General features: G+C 48.2%; 16 protein-coding genes. 10 read left to right on the top strand and 6 right to left on the bottom strand.

Annotation, left to right across the window (positions count from 1 at the left end):
- Nucleotides 1–2: 2 nt before the first annotated feature.
- Together kdpD and kdpE are read left to right on the top strand one after the other, a co-directional pair.
- Nucleotides 3–2681: a two-component system sensor histidine kinase KdpD gene (gene kdpD, locus HA49_RS14965; protein WP_038018974.1), complete on the top strand. Its 2679-nt coding sequence runs from the start codon at nt 3–5 to the stop codon at nt 2679–2681.
- 5 nt (nt 2682–2686) lie between these two features.
- Nucleotides 2687–3367 (top strand): two-component system response regulator KdpE, encoded by a 681-nt coding sequence (kdpE, locus tag HA49_RS14960; RefSeq protein ID WP_038018971.1) that lies wholly within the window; start codon nt 2687–2689, stop codon nt 3365–3367.
- Nucleotides 3368–3442: 75 nt separating this feature from the next.
- Here the strand turns inward: kdpE and HA49_RS14955 are convergent, their stop codons facing one another.
- Entirely contained in the window at nt 3443–4348 is a 906-nt protein-coding gene (locus tag HA49_RS14955; protein WP_038018968.1) for an alpha/beta fold hydrolase, read from the bottom strand.
- Between the two features lie 98 nt (nt 4349–4446).
- Here HA49_RS14955 and HA49_RS14950 point away from each other — a divergent pair, with 98 nt between their 5' ends.
- Both HA49_RS14950 and HA49_RS14945 read left to right on the top strand, forming a co-directional pair.
- Nucleotides 4447–5352, top strand: a complete 906-nt coding sequence (locus tag HA49_RS14950) for a LysR family transcriptional regulator (RefSeq protein ID WP_052752523.1) — start codon at nt 4447–4449, stop codon at nt 5350–5352.
- Between the two features lie 340 nt (nt 5353–5692).
- On the top strand, nt 5693–6598 hold the full coding sequence (locus tag HA49_RS14945) for an alpha/beta fold hydrolase (RefSeq protein ID WP_038018965.1): 906 nt from the start codon (nt 5693–5695) through the stop codon (nt 6596–6598).
- Between the two features lie 174 nt (nt 6599–6772).
- Here the strand turns inward: HA49_RS14945 and HA49_RS14940 are convergent, their stop codons facing one another.
- From HA49_RS14940 to HA49_RS14930, 3 genes are read right to left on the bottom strand one after another with little or no spacing between them, the layout of a single operon-like run.
- The gene (locus HA49_RS14940) at nt 6773–8107 is read right to left on the bottom strand and encodes a TolC family outer membrane protein (protein WP_038018963.1); all 1335 of its coding nucleotides are present in this window, start codon (nt 8105–8107) and stop codon (nt 6773–6775) included.
- Nucleotides 8107–9432 (bottom strand): HlyD family type I secretion periplasmic adaptor subunit, encoded by a 1326-nt coding sequence (locus HA49_RS14935; protein WP_046791847.1) that lies wholly within the window; start codon nt 9430–9432, stop codon nt 8107–8109. The genes HA49_RS14940 and HA49_RS14935 overlap by 1 nt, the downstream gene beginning before the upstream one ends.
- A 1-nt stretch (nt 9433) precedes the next feature.
- A complete protein-coding gene (locus HA49_RS14930; RefSeq protein WP_052752522.1) occupies nt 9434–11218 on the bottom strand; it encodes a type I secretion system permease/ATPase in 1785 nt (594 codons plus the stop codon).
- A 440-nt stretch (nt 11219–11658) separates the two neighbouring features.
- Here HA49_RS14930 and HA49_RS14925 point away from each other — a divergent pair, with 440 nt between their 5' ends.
- The 6 genes from HA49_RS14925 to HA49_RS14900 all read left to right on the top strand — a co-directional run bounded on the left by HA49_RS14925 (nt 11659) and on the right by HA49_RS14900 (nt 17392).
- Nucleotides 11659–12306, top strand: a complete 648-nt coding sequence (locus HA49_RS14925; protein ID WP_046791846.1) for a hypothetical protein — start codon at nt 11659–11661, stop codon at nt 12304–12306.
- Nucleotides 12307–12398: 92 nt separating this feature from the next.
- A complete protein-coding gene (locus HA49_RS14920; RefSeq protein WP_038018959.1) occupies nt 12399–13046 on the top strand; it encodes a hypothetical protein in 648 nt (215 codons plus the stop codon).
- Nucleotides 13047–13138: 92 nt separating this feature from the next.
- Nucleotides 13139–13789: a hypothetical protein gene (locus tag HA49_RS14915; protein ID WP_038018957.1), complete on the top strand. Its 651-nt coding sequence runs from the start codon at nt 13139–13141 to the stop codon at nt 13787–13789.
- A gap of 91 nt (nt 13790–13880) precedes the next feature.
- On the top strand, nt 13881–14528 hold the full coding sequence (locus HA49_RS14910; RefSeq protein WP_038018954.1) for a hypothetical protein: 648 nt from the start codon (nt 13881–13883) through the stop codon (nt 14526–14528).
- On the top strand, nt 14518–14994 hold the full coding sequence (locus HA49_RS21620) for a hypothetical protein (protein ID WP_038018952.1): 477 nt from the start codon (nt 14518–14520) through the stop codon (nt 14992–14994). Before HA49_RS14910 ends, HA49_RS21620 begins: the two co-directional genes overlap by 11 nt.
- Nucleotides 14906–17392: a calcium-binding protein gene (locus tag HA49_RS14900; RefSeq protein WP_169748778.1), complete on the top strand. Its 2487-nt coding sequence runs from the start codon at nt 14906–14908 to the stop codon at nt 17390–17392. The genes HA49_RS21620 and HA49_RS14900 overlap by 89 nt, the downstream gene beginning before the upstream one ends.
- Nucleotides 17393–17521: 129 nt before the next feature.
- Here the strand turns inward: HA49_RS14900 and HA49_RS14895 are convergent, their stop codons facing one another.
- Complete coding sequence (locus HA49_RS14895; protein WP_038018946.1) at nt 17522–17818, bottom strand: hypothetical protein; 297 nt, start codon at nt 17816–17818, stop codon at nt 17522–17524.
- A complete protein-coding gene (locus HA49_RS14890) occupies nt 17819–18238 on the bottom strand; it encodes a hypothetical protein (RefSeq protein WP_245610210.1) in 420 nt (139 codons plus the stop codon).
- Nucleotides 18239–18400 lie beyond the last annotated feature (162 nt).

The following is an 18400-nucleotide window of genomic DNA, read 5'->3' as shown; positions in this document are numbered from 1 at the left end:
TGATGACAGTGCACAACCAGCGCCCTGACCCGGATACCCTGCTGCAACAAGCTGAGTGCCGCCGCCGTGGCAAGTTAAAAATCTACTTTGGCGCCAGTGCCGGAGTGGGTAAAACCTACGCCATGTTGCAGGAAGCCCGGCGACTGCGGGATCAGGGACTGGAAGTGTTGTGTGGAGTGGTAGAAACCCATGGGCGTGAAGAAACCGCCCGTCTGTTACAGGGGTTACCACAGCTTCCCCCAAAGCAATATCTGCACCGCGGGAAACGTATCAGCGGATTTGATCCGGATGCTGCCCTCGCCCGCCATCCGGCACTGATCCTGATGGATGAACTGGCATTTACTAATCCTGCTGGCAGCCGTCATCCAAAACGCTGGCAGGATGTTGAAGAGTTACTGGAAGCCGGCATCGATGTGCTGACCACCCTGAATGTTCAGCACCTGGAAAGTCTGAATGATCTGGTCAGTTCTATGACCGGTATCAGAGTCAGGGAAACCCTCCCTGATCCGTTTTTTGATGCTGCCGATGAAATTATTCTGGTGGATCTGCCCGCTGACGATCTCAGGCAACGACTGGCAGACGGTAAGATCTATATTCCGGCACAGGCCGAACGGGCCATTGAACATTTCTTCCGTAAAGGGAATTTAATTGCACTGCGTGAACTGGCGATGCGCCGTGCAGCTGACAGAGTGGATGAGCAGGCCCGCCTGTGGCAGAACACCCCTGAACACGATCAGCTCTGGCACAGCCGCGATACATTATTGCTGTGTCTGGACTCTGAACGGGGTAACGAAAAACTGATCCGTACCGCGGCACGGTTGGCAGGAAAACTCAGTGGCGAATGGCATGCCGTATACGTCGAAACCCCAGCGCTCTACAAACTCTCAGAACAACGCCGCAGGGCTATTCTTAAAGCACTACGTCTGGCTCGTGATATGGGGGCAGAAACTGCCACATTATCCGATCCGGATCGGGCGCAGGCGATTATGCACTATGCCCGTGAACACCGGCTGGGAAAAATCATGGTCGGACGGACAGAAAAGCCTCGCTGGGATCCACGCAAAACCCTGGCTGAACAGCTGACCCGTCGTCAGCAGGGGCCGGATATCATCGTTATCGCCCCGGAGGAGGCGGCCGGTTCTCAGGTCGCGAAAAACCACGATACCCCGCTATCCCGTACTTCATGGCGCGGCTATTTTCGGGGTTCGGCAATAGCGCTGCTTTTGTGCGCCGTGACCACACTGATCACCAGCCGCTGGTTGCCACAGATTGATAATTCTAATCTGGTCATGCTTTATCTGCTGAATGTGGTGATTATCGCTCTGCTGTATGGACGTTGGCCATCGGTCATTGCCAGTATCATTAATGTCATCAGTTTCGATCTGTTTTTTATTGCTCCAAAAGGAACCCTGGAGATAGCCAATATCCAGTATCTGGTCACTTTTGGCGTAATGCTGACGGTAGGAATTGTTATCGGAAATCTGACCGCCGGGGTCCGTCATCAGGCCAGGATTGCCCGCTACAGGGAACAGAGAACCCGCCAGTTGTATGAAATGTCGAAAGCCCTGGCTCATACCCGAAATAACACAGAACTGGCCACAGTGAGCGAAAATTTTATCGCTGCGACTTTCAATGCCACCTGCCAGTTATTGTTACCGGATGAACAGGGCAACCTGCAGCCACTGACTCCGCGGCAGTCAATGCCCCCCTGGGACGAAAGCATTGCCCGCTGGAGTGCAGATAAAGGTCTGATTGCCGGTGCCGGGACAGATACTCTGCCCGCAGTCCCCTACCAGATTATCCCTCTGAACAGCGCTGACAAAACCCATGGTCTGGTGATTATTGAGCCCGTTAGTCTGCGCCAGTTAATGATCCCCGAACAACAACGTCTGATGGAGACCTTTATCATGCTGATTGCCAGTGCTCTTGAGCGGCAACGCCTGATAAGCAGTGAACAGCAGGCTCGCCTGAACAGCGAACGGGAACAATTACGCAATGCTTTTCTTGCCGCTCTTTCACATGATCTGCGTACTCCGCTCACCGTACTTTCCGGTCAGGCCGAAATGCTATCCGCCGATCTGTTACGTGAACAATCGACTCATACCGCTCAGGCGCAGCAGATTCACCAGCAGGTTATCAGTACTTCACGGCTGGTGAATAACCTGCTGGATATGGCACGGTTCCAGTCTGACGGTTTTGTACTGAATAAAGAATGGATCACCTTACAGGAAGTGGCCGGCAGCGCCCTGCAGTCAATGCCAGAGGTAACTCAGCGCGATGCGGTTAAATTAACCCTGGCGGATCCTCTGGCGCTGGTATGGCTGGACGGTGCATTATTTCAACGGGTAATGATGAATTTATTAGAAAATGCCACTAAATATGCCGGTGAACATGCCAGTATAGAGCTAAAGGCTATGATCCATCAGGGCGAATTTCGTGTCGATATTCTGGATGATGGTCCGGGTATTCCATCCGGACTATCGCAGGATATATTTAATAAATTTACCCGGGGGAATAAAGAGTCGACTATCCCGGGTATTGGCCTGGGGCTGGCCATTTGCCAGGCCATTGTCAGTGTGCATGAAGGGACGATAACCGCAGCTAACCGTCCGGAAGGTGGTGCGGTATTTACGGTGATTCTGCCGCAGCCCGAACCACCACGGCTGGACTGTCTGGAGTAAACAGGGTGATTTCAGTACTTATTATTGAAGATGAACCGCATATTCGCCGCTTTCTGCGCATAGCACTGGAAGCTGAATCTTTCCGGGTCCACGAAGCGGATAGCCTGCAACGGGGCCTGATTGAAGCCGCCACCCGTAAACCTGAACTGGTGATCCTCGACCTCGGGCTGCCCGACGGGAATGGTGTGGATTTTATCCGTGAATTTCGTCAGTGGAGTCAGGCTCCTGTTATCGTCCTTTCTGCCCGTAGCGATGAGGCGGATAAGATTACTGCACTGGATACCGGGGCCGATGATTATTTATGTAAGCCCTTTGGTATTGGCGAATTTCTCGCCCGGTTGAGGGTTCTGCAACGACGAATACATCAGCCAGATACCGGTGAAGCGGTTTATACCTTTTCACAGGTCACCGTCGATCTTGCCGCCCGGACAGTAACCCGCAATGGAAGCCATGTGCATCTGACTCCGATTGAGTTTCGTCTGCTGGCCGTATTACTGAAGAATCACGGCAAAGTACTGACCCGATACCAGTTACTGAGTCAGGTATGGGGGCCCAATGCCGTCGAAAGTAACCACTATCTGCGGATTTACATGGGGCACCTGCGGCAAAAACTGGAAAGCGATCCTGCCAGGCCCTGTCATTTACTTACAGAGAGCGGCATCGGCTATCGGTTTATTTTGCAGTAATTCAGACGCAAGGGAAATACCTCCTCCTTCCGCCTGATAGCCGGTTAGTCAGCGTTAAGCCTGATGTCGGGCGTTTTATTCTTTTACTGTTGAGCGTTCGGCCAGACTAAAGAAATCAGCCAGCAGTCTGCTCGTTTCCTCAGGCTGCTCCTCGGGCAGGAAATGTCCGCAGGGCAATCCCCTGGCGATCAGTTGTTCAGCCCGCTGACGCCATAATGTTTCAACCTGATACAACGAGCCGACCAATCCCCGGGTGCCCCACAGTACCAGTAATGGCATCGCCAGCTTGTGACCCACATCGGCCTCATCGTGAAGCAAATCGATTCCTGCAGATGCCCGGTAATCTTCACAACTGGCATGGATCGCGTCAGGATCACGGAAACTTTGCCGGTATTCCTCTAACGCTTCGCCCGAGTAAACGGCCATACCACTTCTTCCCCACGCTTTCAGTTTACTTTCCAGATAATAATCGGCTTGTGCGCCGATAAGCCTTTCAGGTAACGGGGAGGGTTGAATCAGGAAGAACCAGTGATAATAGCCGGTAGCAAATTCTCTGTTGGTGCGGGCGTACATCTCTGTGGTGGGCGCAATATCCAGCAATGCCAGCTTTTCAACAGCCTGTGGGTAATCGAGAGCCATACGGAATGCTACCCGTGCACCTCTGTCGTGTCCCGCTAACATAAAAGACTGATATCCCAGAACTTTCATCAGGCTAATCTGGTCTTCAGCCATGACCCGTTTAGAATAGGTCATATGCTCTGCATCAGAAGCCGGTTTATCTGAACCGCCGTAGCCCCGCAGATCAGGAGCTATGACCCGGAATCCCTGAGCCACCAGAGCCGGTGCAACCTTGTGCCAGCAGGCAGAAGTCTGTGGGTAGCCATGCAGTAGTAACAATGGTATCCCCTGCCCGCCCATCCGCACACGCAGCTTGAGTCCTGACGGCAGGGTGATGTTGGTATCCTCAAAACCTTCAAACATAACTAACTCCTGAGTGAACAATATTCGTCAGGATTATGGCTGTCAGCCCATTGATTTGTTAAATTAATAATAAATTGACTAATTAAGTGGTAATTTTAATGAATAGTGCCGCGGTATTTGAACTTGACGCACTAAATGCCTTTGTCACCGTAGCGGATTGTCGAAGTTTTACCCTGGCAGCCGACAGACTGAGTCTGACTCAGTCAACGATTAGCCAGCAGATTAAACGGCTGGAGGAACGGGTAGGCAAAACTCTGTTTTTGCGCTCAACCCGTTCGGTAAACCTGACGGCAGACGGCCACCTGTTGATTGATTATGCCCGCTCTATATTAACACTGGCGAATGAAGCCCATACACGAATGCTGGACAATGCGCTCACCGGCCACTTAACGCTGGCAATTTGCGATGACCTTGCCTGTTACTGGTTACCTGACGTCATTCGCCGCTACCATCAGTGTACCCGGAACGTACGTCTGGAAATCAACGTGGGTATCACCGATCAGCTTTTGGAGAGTGGTGACCGCGGTTCCTGTGATATTGTTCTGGCTAAATCATTGGAACTGAACGCTAACAGCAGAATCATTGGCAGTTCTCCGCTGGTCTGGGCAGGAGACCCGGGACTTATCCGTGATCCGCAACAGCCCATACCACTGGCATTATTCGGTGAAGGCTGTGTCTATCGCCGTGCGGCAGTCAACGCATTAAATAGTACGGGACGACGTTGGGAAACAACGGTAACCAGTCCGGGGCTAAGTGCTATCCATGCAGCGGTCAGTGCCGGGGTTGCTATAGCGCCACTCGCTGAGTGCTTTATTCCTGCAGAACTCAGCAAAATCAGTACCGGTTTGCCGACTTTGCCAGAAGTTTATTTTACCCTGACGATAGCAAAATCCTCAGAAGGTAAACCCGGGGTACAACGATTTATGGAAATGATGGCCGCGAGTGAATTAACTTTCCCCCGGGACAGACTCTCTCACCCGGCGGGGTACTCTTTTCAGAGATAACCCGCCAGCATCTGTCTTACCGTTGAACCGGTGTCTGCGGGTAACAGACCCGCTTCAGCAGTCCCGTCATACCCTCATTACGCCGGGTGAATAAATAGCTTTTCCCGCTATTCAGGCAGCTCCGGGACAATTGTTCTCACCGGCAGGGGACTCTCACTGACTTCTCCTTACTCCCAAAAATTAGCGCTTTTCTCTTTTACCGGAATATGCAACCATTAAGGAATCGTTCATTTCCTTATTTTACACACCAGTTGATATCAGCTAACAGAAATCTTGCTGACATTCTGAAAAATCACGAAAAATAAGGAAACGATTAATCCATAATTAAGGAGGTTATTTTATGCCAGACACCACTCTCACACAGGGCTGGTCACAGCCGGTCGATCATCTGCCGGGATTCCATCATCACTATCAGACGGTGGGAGGTGTAAGAATACATTATGTCAGTGGCGGTAATCCGCAAGGTGAAGTCCTGTTACTGCTGGCGGGGTTTCCCCAAAGCTGGTTTGCATGGCATAAAGTGATGCCACATCTGGCTGAGCGCTTCCGGATTATTGCCCCCGACTTACCTGGTCAGGGCGATTCAGACAAACCCCTTCATGGTTACGATACGCTGGCGCTGGCAGGAAAGATTCATGGGCTGATGCAAATTTTAGGTATCGGGCGTTACTCTCTGGCCGCACATGATGTGGGCGCCTGGGTGGCCTGGCCCTATGCTATGAAATACAGCCAACAGGTCACTAAACTGGCACTCCTGGATGCCGGTATTCCCGGGATTACCTTACCCGAGGCTTTACCGGTTTCTCCGGATAATGCCTGGAAATTGTGGCACTTCGCCTTTCATCTGGTGCCTGATTTACCTGAATCACTGATTCGCGGACGTGAGGACATTTATCTGGAATGGTTTTTACGCCGTAAAACGGTCAGTCCGATGGCTTTCAGTGACAGTGATATGGCGGAATATCTGCGAATTTTTCGCAAGGATGGAGCACTGCGTGCAGGGCTGGCCCCTTACCGTGAAATAGCGCTGTCGGCAGAACAAAACCGACAATTGCGTGACCAGGGTAAACTGACAGTTCCTCTGCTGGCAATCAGTGCTGATCAGGGCTCGATCACCGATATGGCGGCCCCGTTACGTCAGTTTTCAGAGAATGTTACCGGCATCACCATTGCTCACAGTGGCCACTTTATTCCGGATGAACAACCCGCCGCCCTGGGCAGTGCACTGAATGAGTTTTTCAGTTAACAAGTCGGACTGGCGGCAACAGAGTGTCTCCCGTCTGTCGTGGTCACTTATCAGGTGCTGGCAGTTCAGCAGTCATTGCCGGCATGGCGGGGATTAACCTCACTGACAACGCGTTATCCGCCGGTAACCGCCAGAGCGGCGCTGAGCCAGTATTCATCGCCACCGGACTTCGGTTTACCGGCGCTCAAATAATGAGGCCAGTTGCTTTAACACCCCGTCATCCAGGACCCCGGCATAATAATGCAGTTCCAGCCAGGCAGAGACTGCAGTGTAGCGCGCTTCCGACAGATCTCTTTGTACCGAGCTAAGCTGTAACTCTGCATTCAGCACATCAGAATTGATACGTTCTCCTCCCTGAACACTGCTCTTTGTCGCCACTATCAGGGTCTGCTGAGTTTTCTCCGCAAGCTGAAGGGCGGTAATTTTTGCCCGCGAGCTCTTCAGCAAATGATATTGTTTAGCTATCTGTTTGCGGATTTCATTGGTCTGTAAATCCTTACCGTAAATCGCTTGCTGATATTGCGCCTGAGCCCGGCGGGTCGCCGCTGCGGTACCGCCGCCGGAAAAAATCGGCACACTGATTTGTATTCCTACAGTGCCGGTGTCATAGCGCTGAAGGTAATTTGATTCACCCTCTGAGTAAGTGTTTCTGTAACTGGCGATTAAGGTGGCGCGCGGAAGATGCCCGGCCCGCTGCTTCTCAATTTCCTGCTTAGCCATCTCAAGAGAACGATTCTGCGCCAGCAGTTGTGCATTATGCCTGATCGCCAACGTCAGCCAGTGCTGGTAACTTTTTGATTCTGAACGCAGTACCGCTGGATTTTTCAGCAGTGGAGTAAGTTCTGCAATATTTACTGTAGTTCCGGTGATTAACTCCAGGTCCTGCAGACTAAGCTCCAGATTATTTTGTGCAGCTATTTTTTCAGCACTGGCCAGATTAAGTCGCGCCTCAGTTTCAAGAATATCGGTCCGTGTTCCTTCACCGGCCTGATACAGGCGCTGGTTAAGTTGATACTGTTCGGTAAAAACGCGTTGTTGCTGCTCAACCAGTTGAGTCAGTTCTGCCTGATACAATGCTGACGTATAGGCGTTGAACAACCGCAACAGTAATCTCTGCTGCTGATCACGCAGCAGTTGCTCTGCCTGCTCTGCCCCCGCTATCCCCTGCCGGTAAACCGACCAGCTTTCATAATCCAGCAGTGGCTGACGTAAGGATAATGACGAAACATAACTGCCATACTGGCGTTCACTACTGCGGTTGCCTGAAGTCACCCTGGAATCGTTATACGACTTCTGATAGTCATAAACCACTTTAGGCAATAGTGCCGACAGCCCGATAAGCTCCTGCTCCTTGCCGGCCTGGCTGGCCTGAAGCGCCGACTGGTATTGCGGATCATTCACCAGGGCACGCTGCCAGGCTTCTGTGATCCCCAATGCATCAACTGACTGAGTCCATATCAGGATCAGCCAAAAGCAATATTTTGCCTGTTGCGAAGTCAGTTTCATCATTACTCTTCCGTGAAAGCCGGTTTCAGGCGGTCGGACAACGGCTTGAACAGATAGTTGAACAATGAGCGCTCACCGGTTCGAATAAAAGCTTCGACAGGCATGCCCGGGCGAACATTGAAGGTGTTAATAAAGTCATTATTCTCTCCTTCCACCCGGATATAGAGCGCGTAATAAGGCTGATCCGTGGCAGGATTCTGTAACTGGTCTGCGCCGACTAACGTAATACGGCCATTAATGCGTGGGGTCGTGCTTTGATTAAACGCGGTAAACAGCAGTTCTGCCTGAGCGCCCGGTGAAACTTTATCTATCAGGTTCACCGGCAATTGCGCGGCTATCTGTAACGGTTGTTTATCAGGAACAATTTCCATCAGTACCTGACCGCTACCGACAACGCCCCCCTCGGTATGTAATGCCAGCCCCACCACCAGGCCACTGGCCGGCGCAGTAATCACTGTATTATCGAGTTCATATTCAGCAGCCCGTAAACGCTGACTCAGGTCCTGCTGAATATTTTGAATATCAATCAACTGGCCGTGAATCTCTTTCTGGTAATCGCTGTTACGTTGTACCAGTGTGTGTTGCAGTTCAGTACGTTGTTGCTGCAGCCTGGCAATATTGCTGCTTTCCTGCTGCCGGGCCCCGGATAACTGATAACATTGTCGCTCCAGCTCTGACAGGCGATTAGTCGCTACATACCCCTGCTCTGCCAGCGGCCGTAATCGCTGGATCTGCTGGCGAAGCAGTTGCCATTGTGACTGGTAGTTATCTGCCATGGCCTGCGCGCCGGAGATTTGCGCAGTCGTTCCGTCAATGGCTGAACGTATGGCGGTGGTTTCCTGTTGGCGTGAAACCCGGCGGCTGAGGAAAAGCTGTTGCTCTGCTGCGCGTAACTCTGACATAAACTGCGGGTCAGGCACTGTCGCTGTGTTAACCGGTTCCTCCTGAAAGATGACCACGGGCAAATCATCACGTTCTGCCAGCAGGCGACTCTGGCTGGTCCTGGCCTCAAATCGCTGATGTAACAGATTATCCCGCAGTGCCCGTGCGGAGGTATTGTCGAGTACCACCAGTACCTGACCGCGCCGGACATATTGCCCTTCACGCACATCCAGCCTGGCTATCCTGCCTCCCGACACGGGTTGTACCGCCTTTCTGTTTTCCGCCACCATGACCACGCCGGGAACCATCACGCCTTTATCCAGCGGTGCCCATAATGCCCACACCAGCATGCCTGTAAATAAAAAAGCCACGCTGACGACACCGTAACGCACCAGCTTCAGCGGTCGGGTAAACTGAGCTCTCTGCTCCGGTCGCGGTTTTAGCATGTCAGTTAATTCCCGCTGGGCGGCTGGAATCAGGCATGCTGTCCGGGGAGCGATTCTTTTTGCCGGCGCGACCTGGCAGAGATTGACCGGGAGTGGCCACGCGCTGCATAAACTGCTGAGTAGTGCCGCAATGACTGATCCGTCCGTTATTGAGAATCAGTATTTTATTACTGCAGGGCAGCAGCAATCGGGTATGAGTGATGATGATTTGTGTACTGCCGGCAGCTTGTTGTCTCCTGATGGCGGTAATTAATGCCTGCTTTCCCTCATCATCCAGGCTGGCATCCGGTTCATCCAGCACTATCAGCCGTGGAGAATGATACAGGGCTCTGGCCAGGCCCAAACGCTGTTTCTGACCGCCTGACAGTATTATCCCGCCCGGTCCCAGTGGCGTATCGTAACCTGCCGGCAGTTGCAGTATCATCCGGTGGATACCTGCATGACGGGCTGCCGCCACGATTTTTTCTTCATCCGGCTCAGCGAAACGGGCAATATTTTCAGCCACAGTGCCTTCAAAAAGTTGAATATCCTGGGGAAGATAGCCGAGGTAAGGCCCCAGGGTCAGCGGGTCATACTGATGAATCTCTGCGCCATCCAGCCGGACTGACCCCGCAAAAGGTTCAGAGGCACCCACTAACAACCTGGCAAGCGTCGATTTCCCGCCACCGGAAGGACCGGTAACCATCATCACGTCACCAGGCTGCAATTCAAAACTGATATCACGAAGCGGATATTTAGCCAGACCAGGCAGTTTTGCCGAGAGATTCTCCACCCGCAGGTTTCCGTCAGGTGGAGGCAGAGGCATCGCCTGTTTACCTGGCGGGAACTGTTCTAACAGTGCACTTAATCGTTGCCATGCCTGTTGGGCTTGCACCCAGCCTTTCCACACAGCGATCAGTTGATCGACAGGCGCCAGAACCCGACCAGACAGGATTGACCCGGCAATCATCATCCCCGGGGTAATCTCGCCTTTCAGTACCAGCAATGCGCCGAGCCCTAAAACTCCGGACTGTAACGCCAGTCTGATAAAGCGGGTCGCCGCCGCGACCAGGGCGCTTTTTTCACTGACCAGATTTTGTTGCTGTAAAAATGCCTCATGCTGTGTCAGCCATTTACGATACATCGCCTCCTGCATGCCCATCGCTGCTATGGCTTCTGACTGACGTAAACAGGTATTCGCCTGCAGAGTCGCTGCGGCAGAGATCGATCCTGCCTGATTCATGGCATCGTGTGTCAGACGTTGATTCAGCCACGCCAGCAGAATTAAAATTATGGCTCCGACCAGTGCCATAATTCCCAGCCAGGGATGAAGCAAAAATATGATCAGCAGGTAAACAGGAAACCAGGGGGCATCAAAAAACGCAAATAATGCATTGCCACTGGCAAACTGCCTTAACAGGGTCAGGTCAGCCAGAGACTGTGAGGCATGTGCGGTACTTTGACGAAGAAAACCTTCAAATGCGCTGAAAAATATACGTTTGTTTATTCTGGTATCTAAATAAGCCCCCAGTCGAATCAGTAATATATTTCGAATCCATTCGACAACACCGATTGAAAAAAATAACCAGATAACTATGAGCGTTAACATAATAAGGGTTACTTTATTTCCGGAAGATAATACCCTGTCATACACCTGGAGCATATACACCGAGGGAGTCAGCATCAGAAGATTAATAATTACACTAAAAAAACCGATACTCCACAGCTCTTTTTTGCAGCGTAATACACAAGCGACTAACTCGTTCTTCCCGGAAAATTCAGAAAAGTAATGTCTCATTTTTTCCATTGACTATCCCTGTCAGTGATAACACCTCAAAGCCTGACTCCCCGGCGGCACAACGGTTTGAATGCTGGTATTAACTGTCCATAGTGAATACCCGGATAATGGCAAGAAAATAATTTTTTGTCGAGACCCCCGGGTCATGATTACTGATTTACTCACTGTTTATTTTAAAATCATTAATAAATTCATTAAATTAAAGCCACGAACAAATTAATTTTACTCTCAATACTCCACCCAGGGTGTTTATCCATTAAGAATATTGCGTATTTTTTATTTTTTATTGAAATACTCACATTCCTGGAAGGATATCAGCAGTGTTATTTTATCGCCAATCATTAAAACATCGACAGATTATCATACTTATTATATCAGACTTCTCACAACAGGAAGTTTTTTAGGAATCAGTGTCTGACGTTTTTTCAGGGTACAAGGAAAAGGTCATTATGGATAATAGTACTGGAAAAAATCCGAAAGTTATTACCGGAAAGCGTTACCTGATACTGGGAAGACCGGCCGGCCAGTTGTTATTTTGTCTGGCCACGATCGTCTATTACCTGTACTGCGTACCTGTCCCGATATTTTATGTACTAAAGACCCATTTTCCGGAAGAACAGGATATCCACTACACTGAAGGCCTGTTTATATACAGGGAAGTGGGAAGAAAGAATTACCAGGTGGGCGTCAGAACAACTACTGGTAATGAATTTTTCTCATGTAAGCCATATTATCCTGCACCTGATCTTTGTGAAGTAGACCGTCAGTATTATAAAAAATTGGAAGATAAATTAAAAAGAAACAATAAAAATACAAACATTGCACTCGAACCAAAATTATATCAACAATGGAAAAACAAACCAGCAAGGATTGGCTGGTTCACACAGAGGTATAATTTATTTAGTTCCGACAGAAGAGTGGTCCAGTTAATCATTGACGGTAATGAGATAGTTTCAAACGAGAATGTAAATAAACGCATAAAAAGAAATCACAATGACTGGTATTTTAGTGTAATAGTGTCATCACCCATGCTGATAATTATCCTCTATCTTATCAGGAATCTCATTTTAAATAATGAGATTAAAGATGAAAAATAAATCAATCTCAGCAAGATGTTTAGGTAACCTATATCATCTATTTGAAACATTAAAGTCACCATCTGTTCCCCAATGGCAGGTAGGTATAAATTATGAATAATCAACATAGCGAAAAGTCTAAGAATATTACCGAACATCGTTATCTGATATTGGGAAGACCGATTGGATTATTGTTGCTTTGTCTGGCTGCAATCGTCAATTACGTCTACTCCATACTAATACCGGTATTTTACATATTAGCAACTCAATTCCCGACGGACAAAGATATCCACTATACTGAAGGTGTTTTTACCTACAGAGAGGTGGGCAGAAAATATTATCAGATAGGCGTCAAAACTGGTAGAGAAACTGAATTTTTCTCATGCAAACAAAATTATCTCGGACCACACTTTTGTGAAATAGAAAAAATTTATTACGACCAACTCACAGAATATTTAGAAAAAAATAATAAACGGACGAATATAGACCTTAAACCTAAACTATATCAACAATGGCAGGGGAAACCAGCAAAAATTGGCTGGTTCAGTCAAAGGTATAGTTTGTTAAGCACCAGGAGAAGAGTTGTCCAGGTCATCGTTGACGGTAAAGAGGTTGTTAAAAATGAGAGTGTGAAAAATATCATTAACAAGCGAAAAAAAAACTGGTTTATTGATCTTATCGTGTCACTCCCTTTTCTCATAGGGATAGCCTATCTCACTACAGTATTAATTTCAAACAAGGGAACTAATGATGAAAAATAAATCCATCACATCAGAGTGCTTAGATAACTCACATCCCCCCTTACAAAAATTCAAGTTACTTTCTGTTCCTAAATAGCATGTAGGTATAAATTATGGATAACCAACATAGCGAAAAGTCTAAGAATATTACCGAACATCGTTATCTGATACTGGGCCGCCCTGCCGACCGATTGTTAGTTTGTCTGGGTGCAATCATCTATTATCTGTATTGCATACTTATCCCGATATATTATGCATCAGCAATTAGCTTCCCGACAGAGCAGGATATCCACTACACTGAAGGTTTATTTACTTACAGAGAGTCCGGCAGGAAACATTACCAAGTTGGGGTAAAAACAGAGAATAATACTGAATTCTTTTCTTGCAAGTCATCTTATTTTGGTACAGACCTTTGCGAAATAGATCGACAATACCGTACGCAATTAGAAGAAGAATTAAAGAAAAACAAAAAACCAACTAACGTAATTCTAGAACCAATAATATATAAAAAATGGCAGGGAAAACCAGCAAAAATTGGCTGGTTCAGGCAAAAATATAGCTTATTCAGCACCGACAGACGAGTTATCCAGGTCATCGTTGATGGTAAAGAAATAGTTTCAAATGAGAGCGTAAATAAAGATATGCTTAGGAGTAATAACGACTGGGTTTTTAATATAATAACCTCATCACCTTTTTTAATTCTTACTCTCTACCTCACCATAAATTTAATTTTAAACAAAAAGGATATTTTCTATGGAGAATAGAATCATAGAAGCCGTATTCTTTGGCAACTTACGTTATCCCTTTGAAACATTAAAGTTACTTACTGTTCCTAATGGCAGGTAGGTATAAATTATGAATAATCAACATAGCGAAAAGCCTAAAAATATTACTGAACATCGTTATCTGATACTGGACCGCCCTGCCGGGCATGTTTTGTTTTGTCTGATAACTATATTTTATTGTGTTTACTGCGTACTTACTCCGATATTTTATGCATTAGCGACTGATTTTCCGGAAGAAAAAGACATTCATTATTCCGAAGGCCTGTTTACTTACAGGGATGCAGTCAATAAAAACTATCAGATTGGCGTCAGGACAGGTAGTAGCACTGAATTTTTCTCTTGCAAATCATCTTATCTTAGCCCTAACCTTTGCGAAATAGATCGCAAATATTACGACAAGCTAAAAGAACATTTAAAAAAGAATAATAAAAGGACGAACGTAATATTAGAACCAAAACTATATCAACAATGGCAGGATAAACCAGCAATAATTAGCTGGTTCTGGCAGCGATACAGTATATTTGGCATCGACAAAAAAGTTATCCGGGTCATCATCGATGGCGAAGAGGTCGTTTCAGGTGAAAATGTAAGAAAAACCATTATCAGCAATCATGATGACTGGTGGATTAATATAGCAATGTCATTGCCATTCATATTATTCACCTTTGTAATAACCAGGCAGGTAATATTAAATAAGGAGATTAAAAATGAGCAATAAAGTAATCGAGGCAGGATTTGGTAATTTACTATCAGCGATTAGCACCAAGACCAACACTGCATCATCAATTTATAATATTGTTAATGCTAATAAAGATAACGCATCACTAAATGATTATCTTAAAGTGGGAGTCAGTACCTCACAAACCGCCGAATCCTTTTTAAGCATGATGGGAAAAAAACTGCCTTTAATGAATATCGCCGGAAAAAGTATTCCGGCTGCTTCAGTGATTTTGTCAATGCTAGGAGTTTTGACAGATTTATCTTCTATGCAGACAACATTAGAATCCGAAGGAAAGATTAAAACCAGTGATATTTACTCAGCTCTCGGGAATGTTGCTTCTGTCGCCAGTGCAGTCGCTTTGGCTGTCGCCGCAGGTGCAGCCTCTGCCCCCCCTTGCGCTGGGAGCTGCCGGAGTATTAACCGTTATTGCAGGTGTGCTATCAATCGCCAGTATGGCGGCTGACGGCGCTATCGACCCCGCTAAGTATATAGAAAATATCAGGGATGCCTTAAAACCACTCAGTGATTCGCTGGGCGATGCATATGATAGTGCCATAAAAACCCTGTCGGCCGGGCTGGATTCCGCAGCTAATGCCTTTGATGCGCTGACGGATTATATGAACGATGCAATGAAATCGCTCGCCGATCTTGCCAGGTCTTTTTACGGCGATGCGGCCGAAGATGCCGCCAATGGCGCTGCCGGCCAGGCAACGGATGCCGCTGACGATGCTGCCAGCCAGGCCAGCCCGCTGATTGTCGATCTTGACGGTGACGGTGTGGAAACGGCAGAAGATCCGGTTTATTTCGACCACGACGGCAATGGTTACGCACAACTTTCCGGCTGGGTTGGTAAAGACGATGGTTTACTGGTGCTGGACCGTAACGGTAACCATATCATTGATGATGGCAGTGAGCTGTTTGGTAATAACACGTTAAACTCCACCGGCAAAAAAGCAGCGAATGGTTTCCTGGCGCTGGCAGATTATGACAGCAATGGCGATGGGATGATTAACAGCGAAGACCAGATTTTCACCAGCCTGCAAGTCTGGCAGGATCGTAACGGAAACGGCATGACCGATGAAGGTGAACTTCTCAGTATGGAACAGGCAGGGATTGCGGCTATTCAGCTGAACTGGAGAAACAGTAAACTCGCCGATGAATACGGAAATGAGTTCCGCCAGCAAGGCCAGTACATTAAAACCGATGGCAGTCTGGCAGAAATCACCGATGTCTGGTTCAGAGAAACCAGCAGTCACACCCGGGATAAACACAAAGTCGCGGTGAGTGACGATATTGCCAGCCTGCCAGATATTACCGCTACCGGTAATGTCAGTAATTTACATCAGCTTATCGCCCGGGGGGACAATGTCCTCAGAGATCTGGTGGAACAGTTTATTCAGCAACCTGACCAGCAATTACGTTATCAGCTGGCCGATAAAATCATGCGACAGATGAGCGGAGCCAGTAATTACGCTGAAGACAGTCGCGGGCCATTTTTTAATGGCCAGAAGCTGTTTGCTCTGGAAGCCTTTTTAGGCAGTGAATTCAGACAAAATGGTAATCCTAATCCCTTGAGTCAGGCAGCCGAACGTCTTGAATCTGCTTATGATATTTTACTGAATAACTTTTATGCGCAATTAACCGTGCAAACCCACCTGGCCCCGTTAATCGGTCAGGTTAACTGGGATATAGAAAACCAGCAGATCGTTGCTGATAGTAGCGAACTTATCAGGACACTCCGCGAAGGGATAAATCAGTCCGATCTGACCGCCGGGGATCAGTTAGTCGATTTATTCATTGTTATAAAATCCCTGAACACTGATTTTACCCGTCAACTGACGGAACAACTCTCGGTGCTTAGCAATGCAGAGGGGGATACTTTTGAGCGATTACTGGATCTATTATTGCCCGATCTTTCATCCCACCGGCTGACTGGTAATTTCGGTAACGACACTCTTTCCGCCGGGAATCAGGCCTCTGTGATGTATGGACTGGATGGCAACGACACACTCACCGGTTCAAAATTTGCTGATACGTTATATGGCAACAGAGGCGACGACTACCTTAATGGCAGCTACGGCAATGACCTGTATATCTACGCCCGCGGTGACGGCCATGACACAATTGAGGAATCTTCCTACAAAGGGACTGACGACCGGCTGTGGCTGAAAGACATTACCGCCTCGCAGGTGACGGTCAGTCGTGACGGGGCCGATATGCTGCTGATCATTGCCGAAAGTAGCGCCGGGGCCGGTGACGGCGGCTCGGTACGGCTGGTGGGTCAGGCCGCTTCGGGCCGTTATGAGACCGGTGTGGAATGGCTGGAGTTTGCCGACGGCACCCGCTGGAATCAGCAGCAACTGCGCGAACAGATGTTTGCCACCGCCATGACCCCGGGGGATGACCGGATCAGCGGATCCAATATGGATGACCGGCTGCAGGGCGGGCAAGGCGACGACTACCTGAATGGCAGCTACGGCAACGACCTGTATATCTACGCCCGAGGTGACGGCCACGACACAATTGAGGAATATTCCTTCAGAGGGACAGACGACCGGCTGTGGCTGAAAGACATTACCGCCTCGCAGGTCACAGTCAGTCGTGACGGGGCCGATATGCTGCTGACCATTGCCGAAAGTACCGCCGGGGCCGGTGACGGCGGCTCGGTACGGCTGGTGAGTCAGGCCACATCCGGCAGTTACGAAGCAGGTGTGGAATGGATAGATTTTGCCAATGGCGTTAGCTGGGATGCAAGCCGGATCAGTGAATCCTTTGACCTGCAAACCCCCACCCTGTTCACCACTCCCCCCGAAATCACCCAGGGATATGAAGCGTTGTATCTGAGCCACGATATGATCTGATACAGGCCATTGAAAAATAGCGGCAGAGTATCAACCCACTGCCGCTATATTCACTCAGTAATCACTGAACTAAATCATAAAAAAAATCATTAACGACCCGCCATTATGTTGACCCTGTGATATTTTACATCATTCAAAATCGTAACCATTTAATATACTCTCAATATCCGGATGACCTTTATATTTCTGTTTAAGTTTTTCTTTAAGCCTGCTGACTTCACTGCAATACCTGTCAACCTGTTTTTCAATTTCACGCTGTCGTTTCTTCGTCAGGTCACTATCCCACTCACCGGATAAATAATCGCAGTTATCAGCGATATCAGTAAAATATTTTATTTCCGTATTTTCTTCAGGAGATTGCCTGACTTGTGAGTAGGCACCCCCGCTGAAAACCATACATACAAAAATTAAGTTGAGAGTTTTCATTTATCGTCCATCCGTAGACCAGTGAGGCACATCCTTAAATCCTCCCCGGAACTTAACTACACCGTATGTTTTGGCAACCTGATGCAATTTAGCATTCATCCCTGAACATGGAGAAGTGTTAATTTCAATAGTTTCCCCACTGGCGTTGATAATTTTCAACACACCTGTCCAGGATATGTTCATATCAATGGCGTGTCCTTCGGTATGCCTGCTGTTTAACGCGGGGGCAACGTGTAACCCCTGCATGCCAAAGGCATTTACCATACGTTTTGCCGATGAAATGCTTTTATCATTTGTTCCGTGATTCCACTCTATATAAACCCCCGGATAAGAAGGTACATTTTGTGGCAGTATCTTACGGTGAGCTATCATCCATGCCCGGTAAGCTGATTCGACAGCCTCCCAATCAGGTGATTCCACTTCTGTTCCTTGTTGATTGCATTAAACAGCCCCCGGATGCATGCTTCAGCCTGAATTCACTATTATTTACAGCGGCATAGATAAATATTCGCGAACTTAGATAGCGGTAAAAGATCAAGCTACCCTACATTTCAGGAATCATTTACTTTCCTTAACGCCACT

The organism is Tatumella morbirosei, assembly GCF_000757425.2.
Lineage (GTDB): Bacteria > Pseudomonadota > Gammaproteobacteria > Enterobacterales > Enterobacteriaceae > Tatumella > Tatumella morbirosei.
This window is presented reverse-complemented; position numbering and strand designations above follow the sequence as displayed.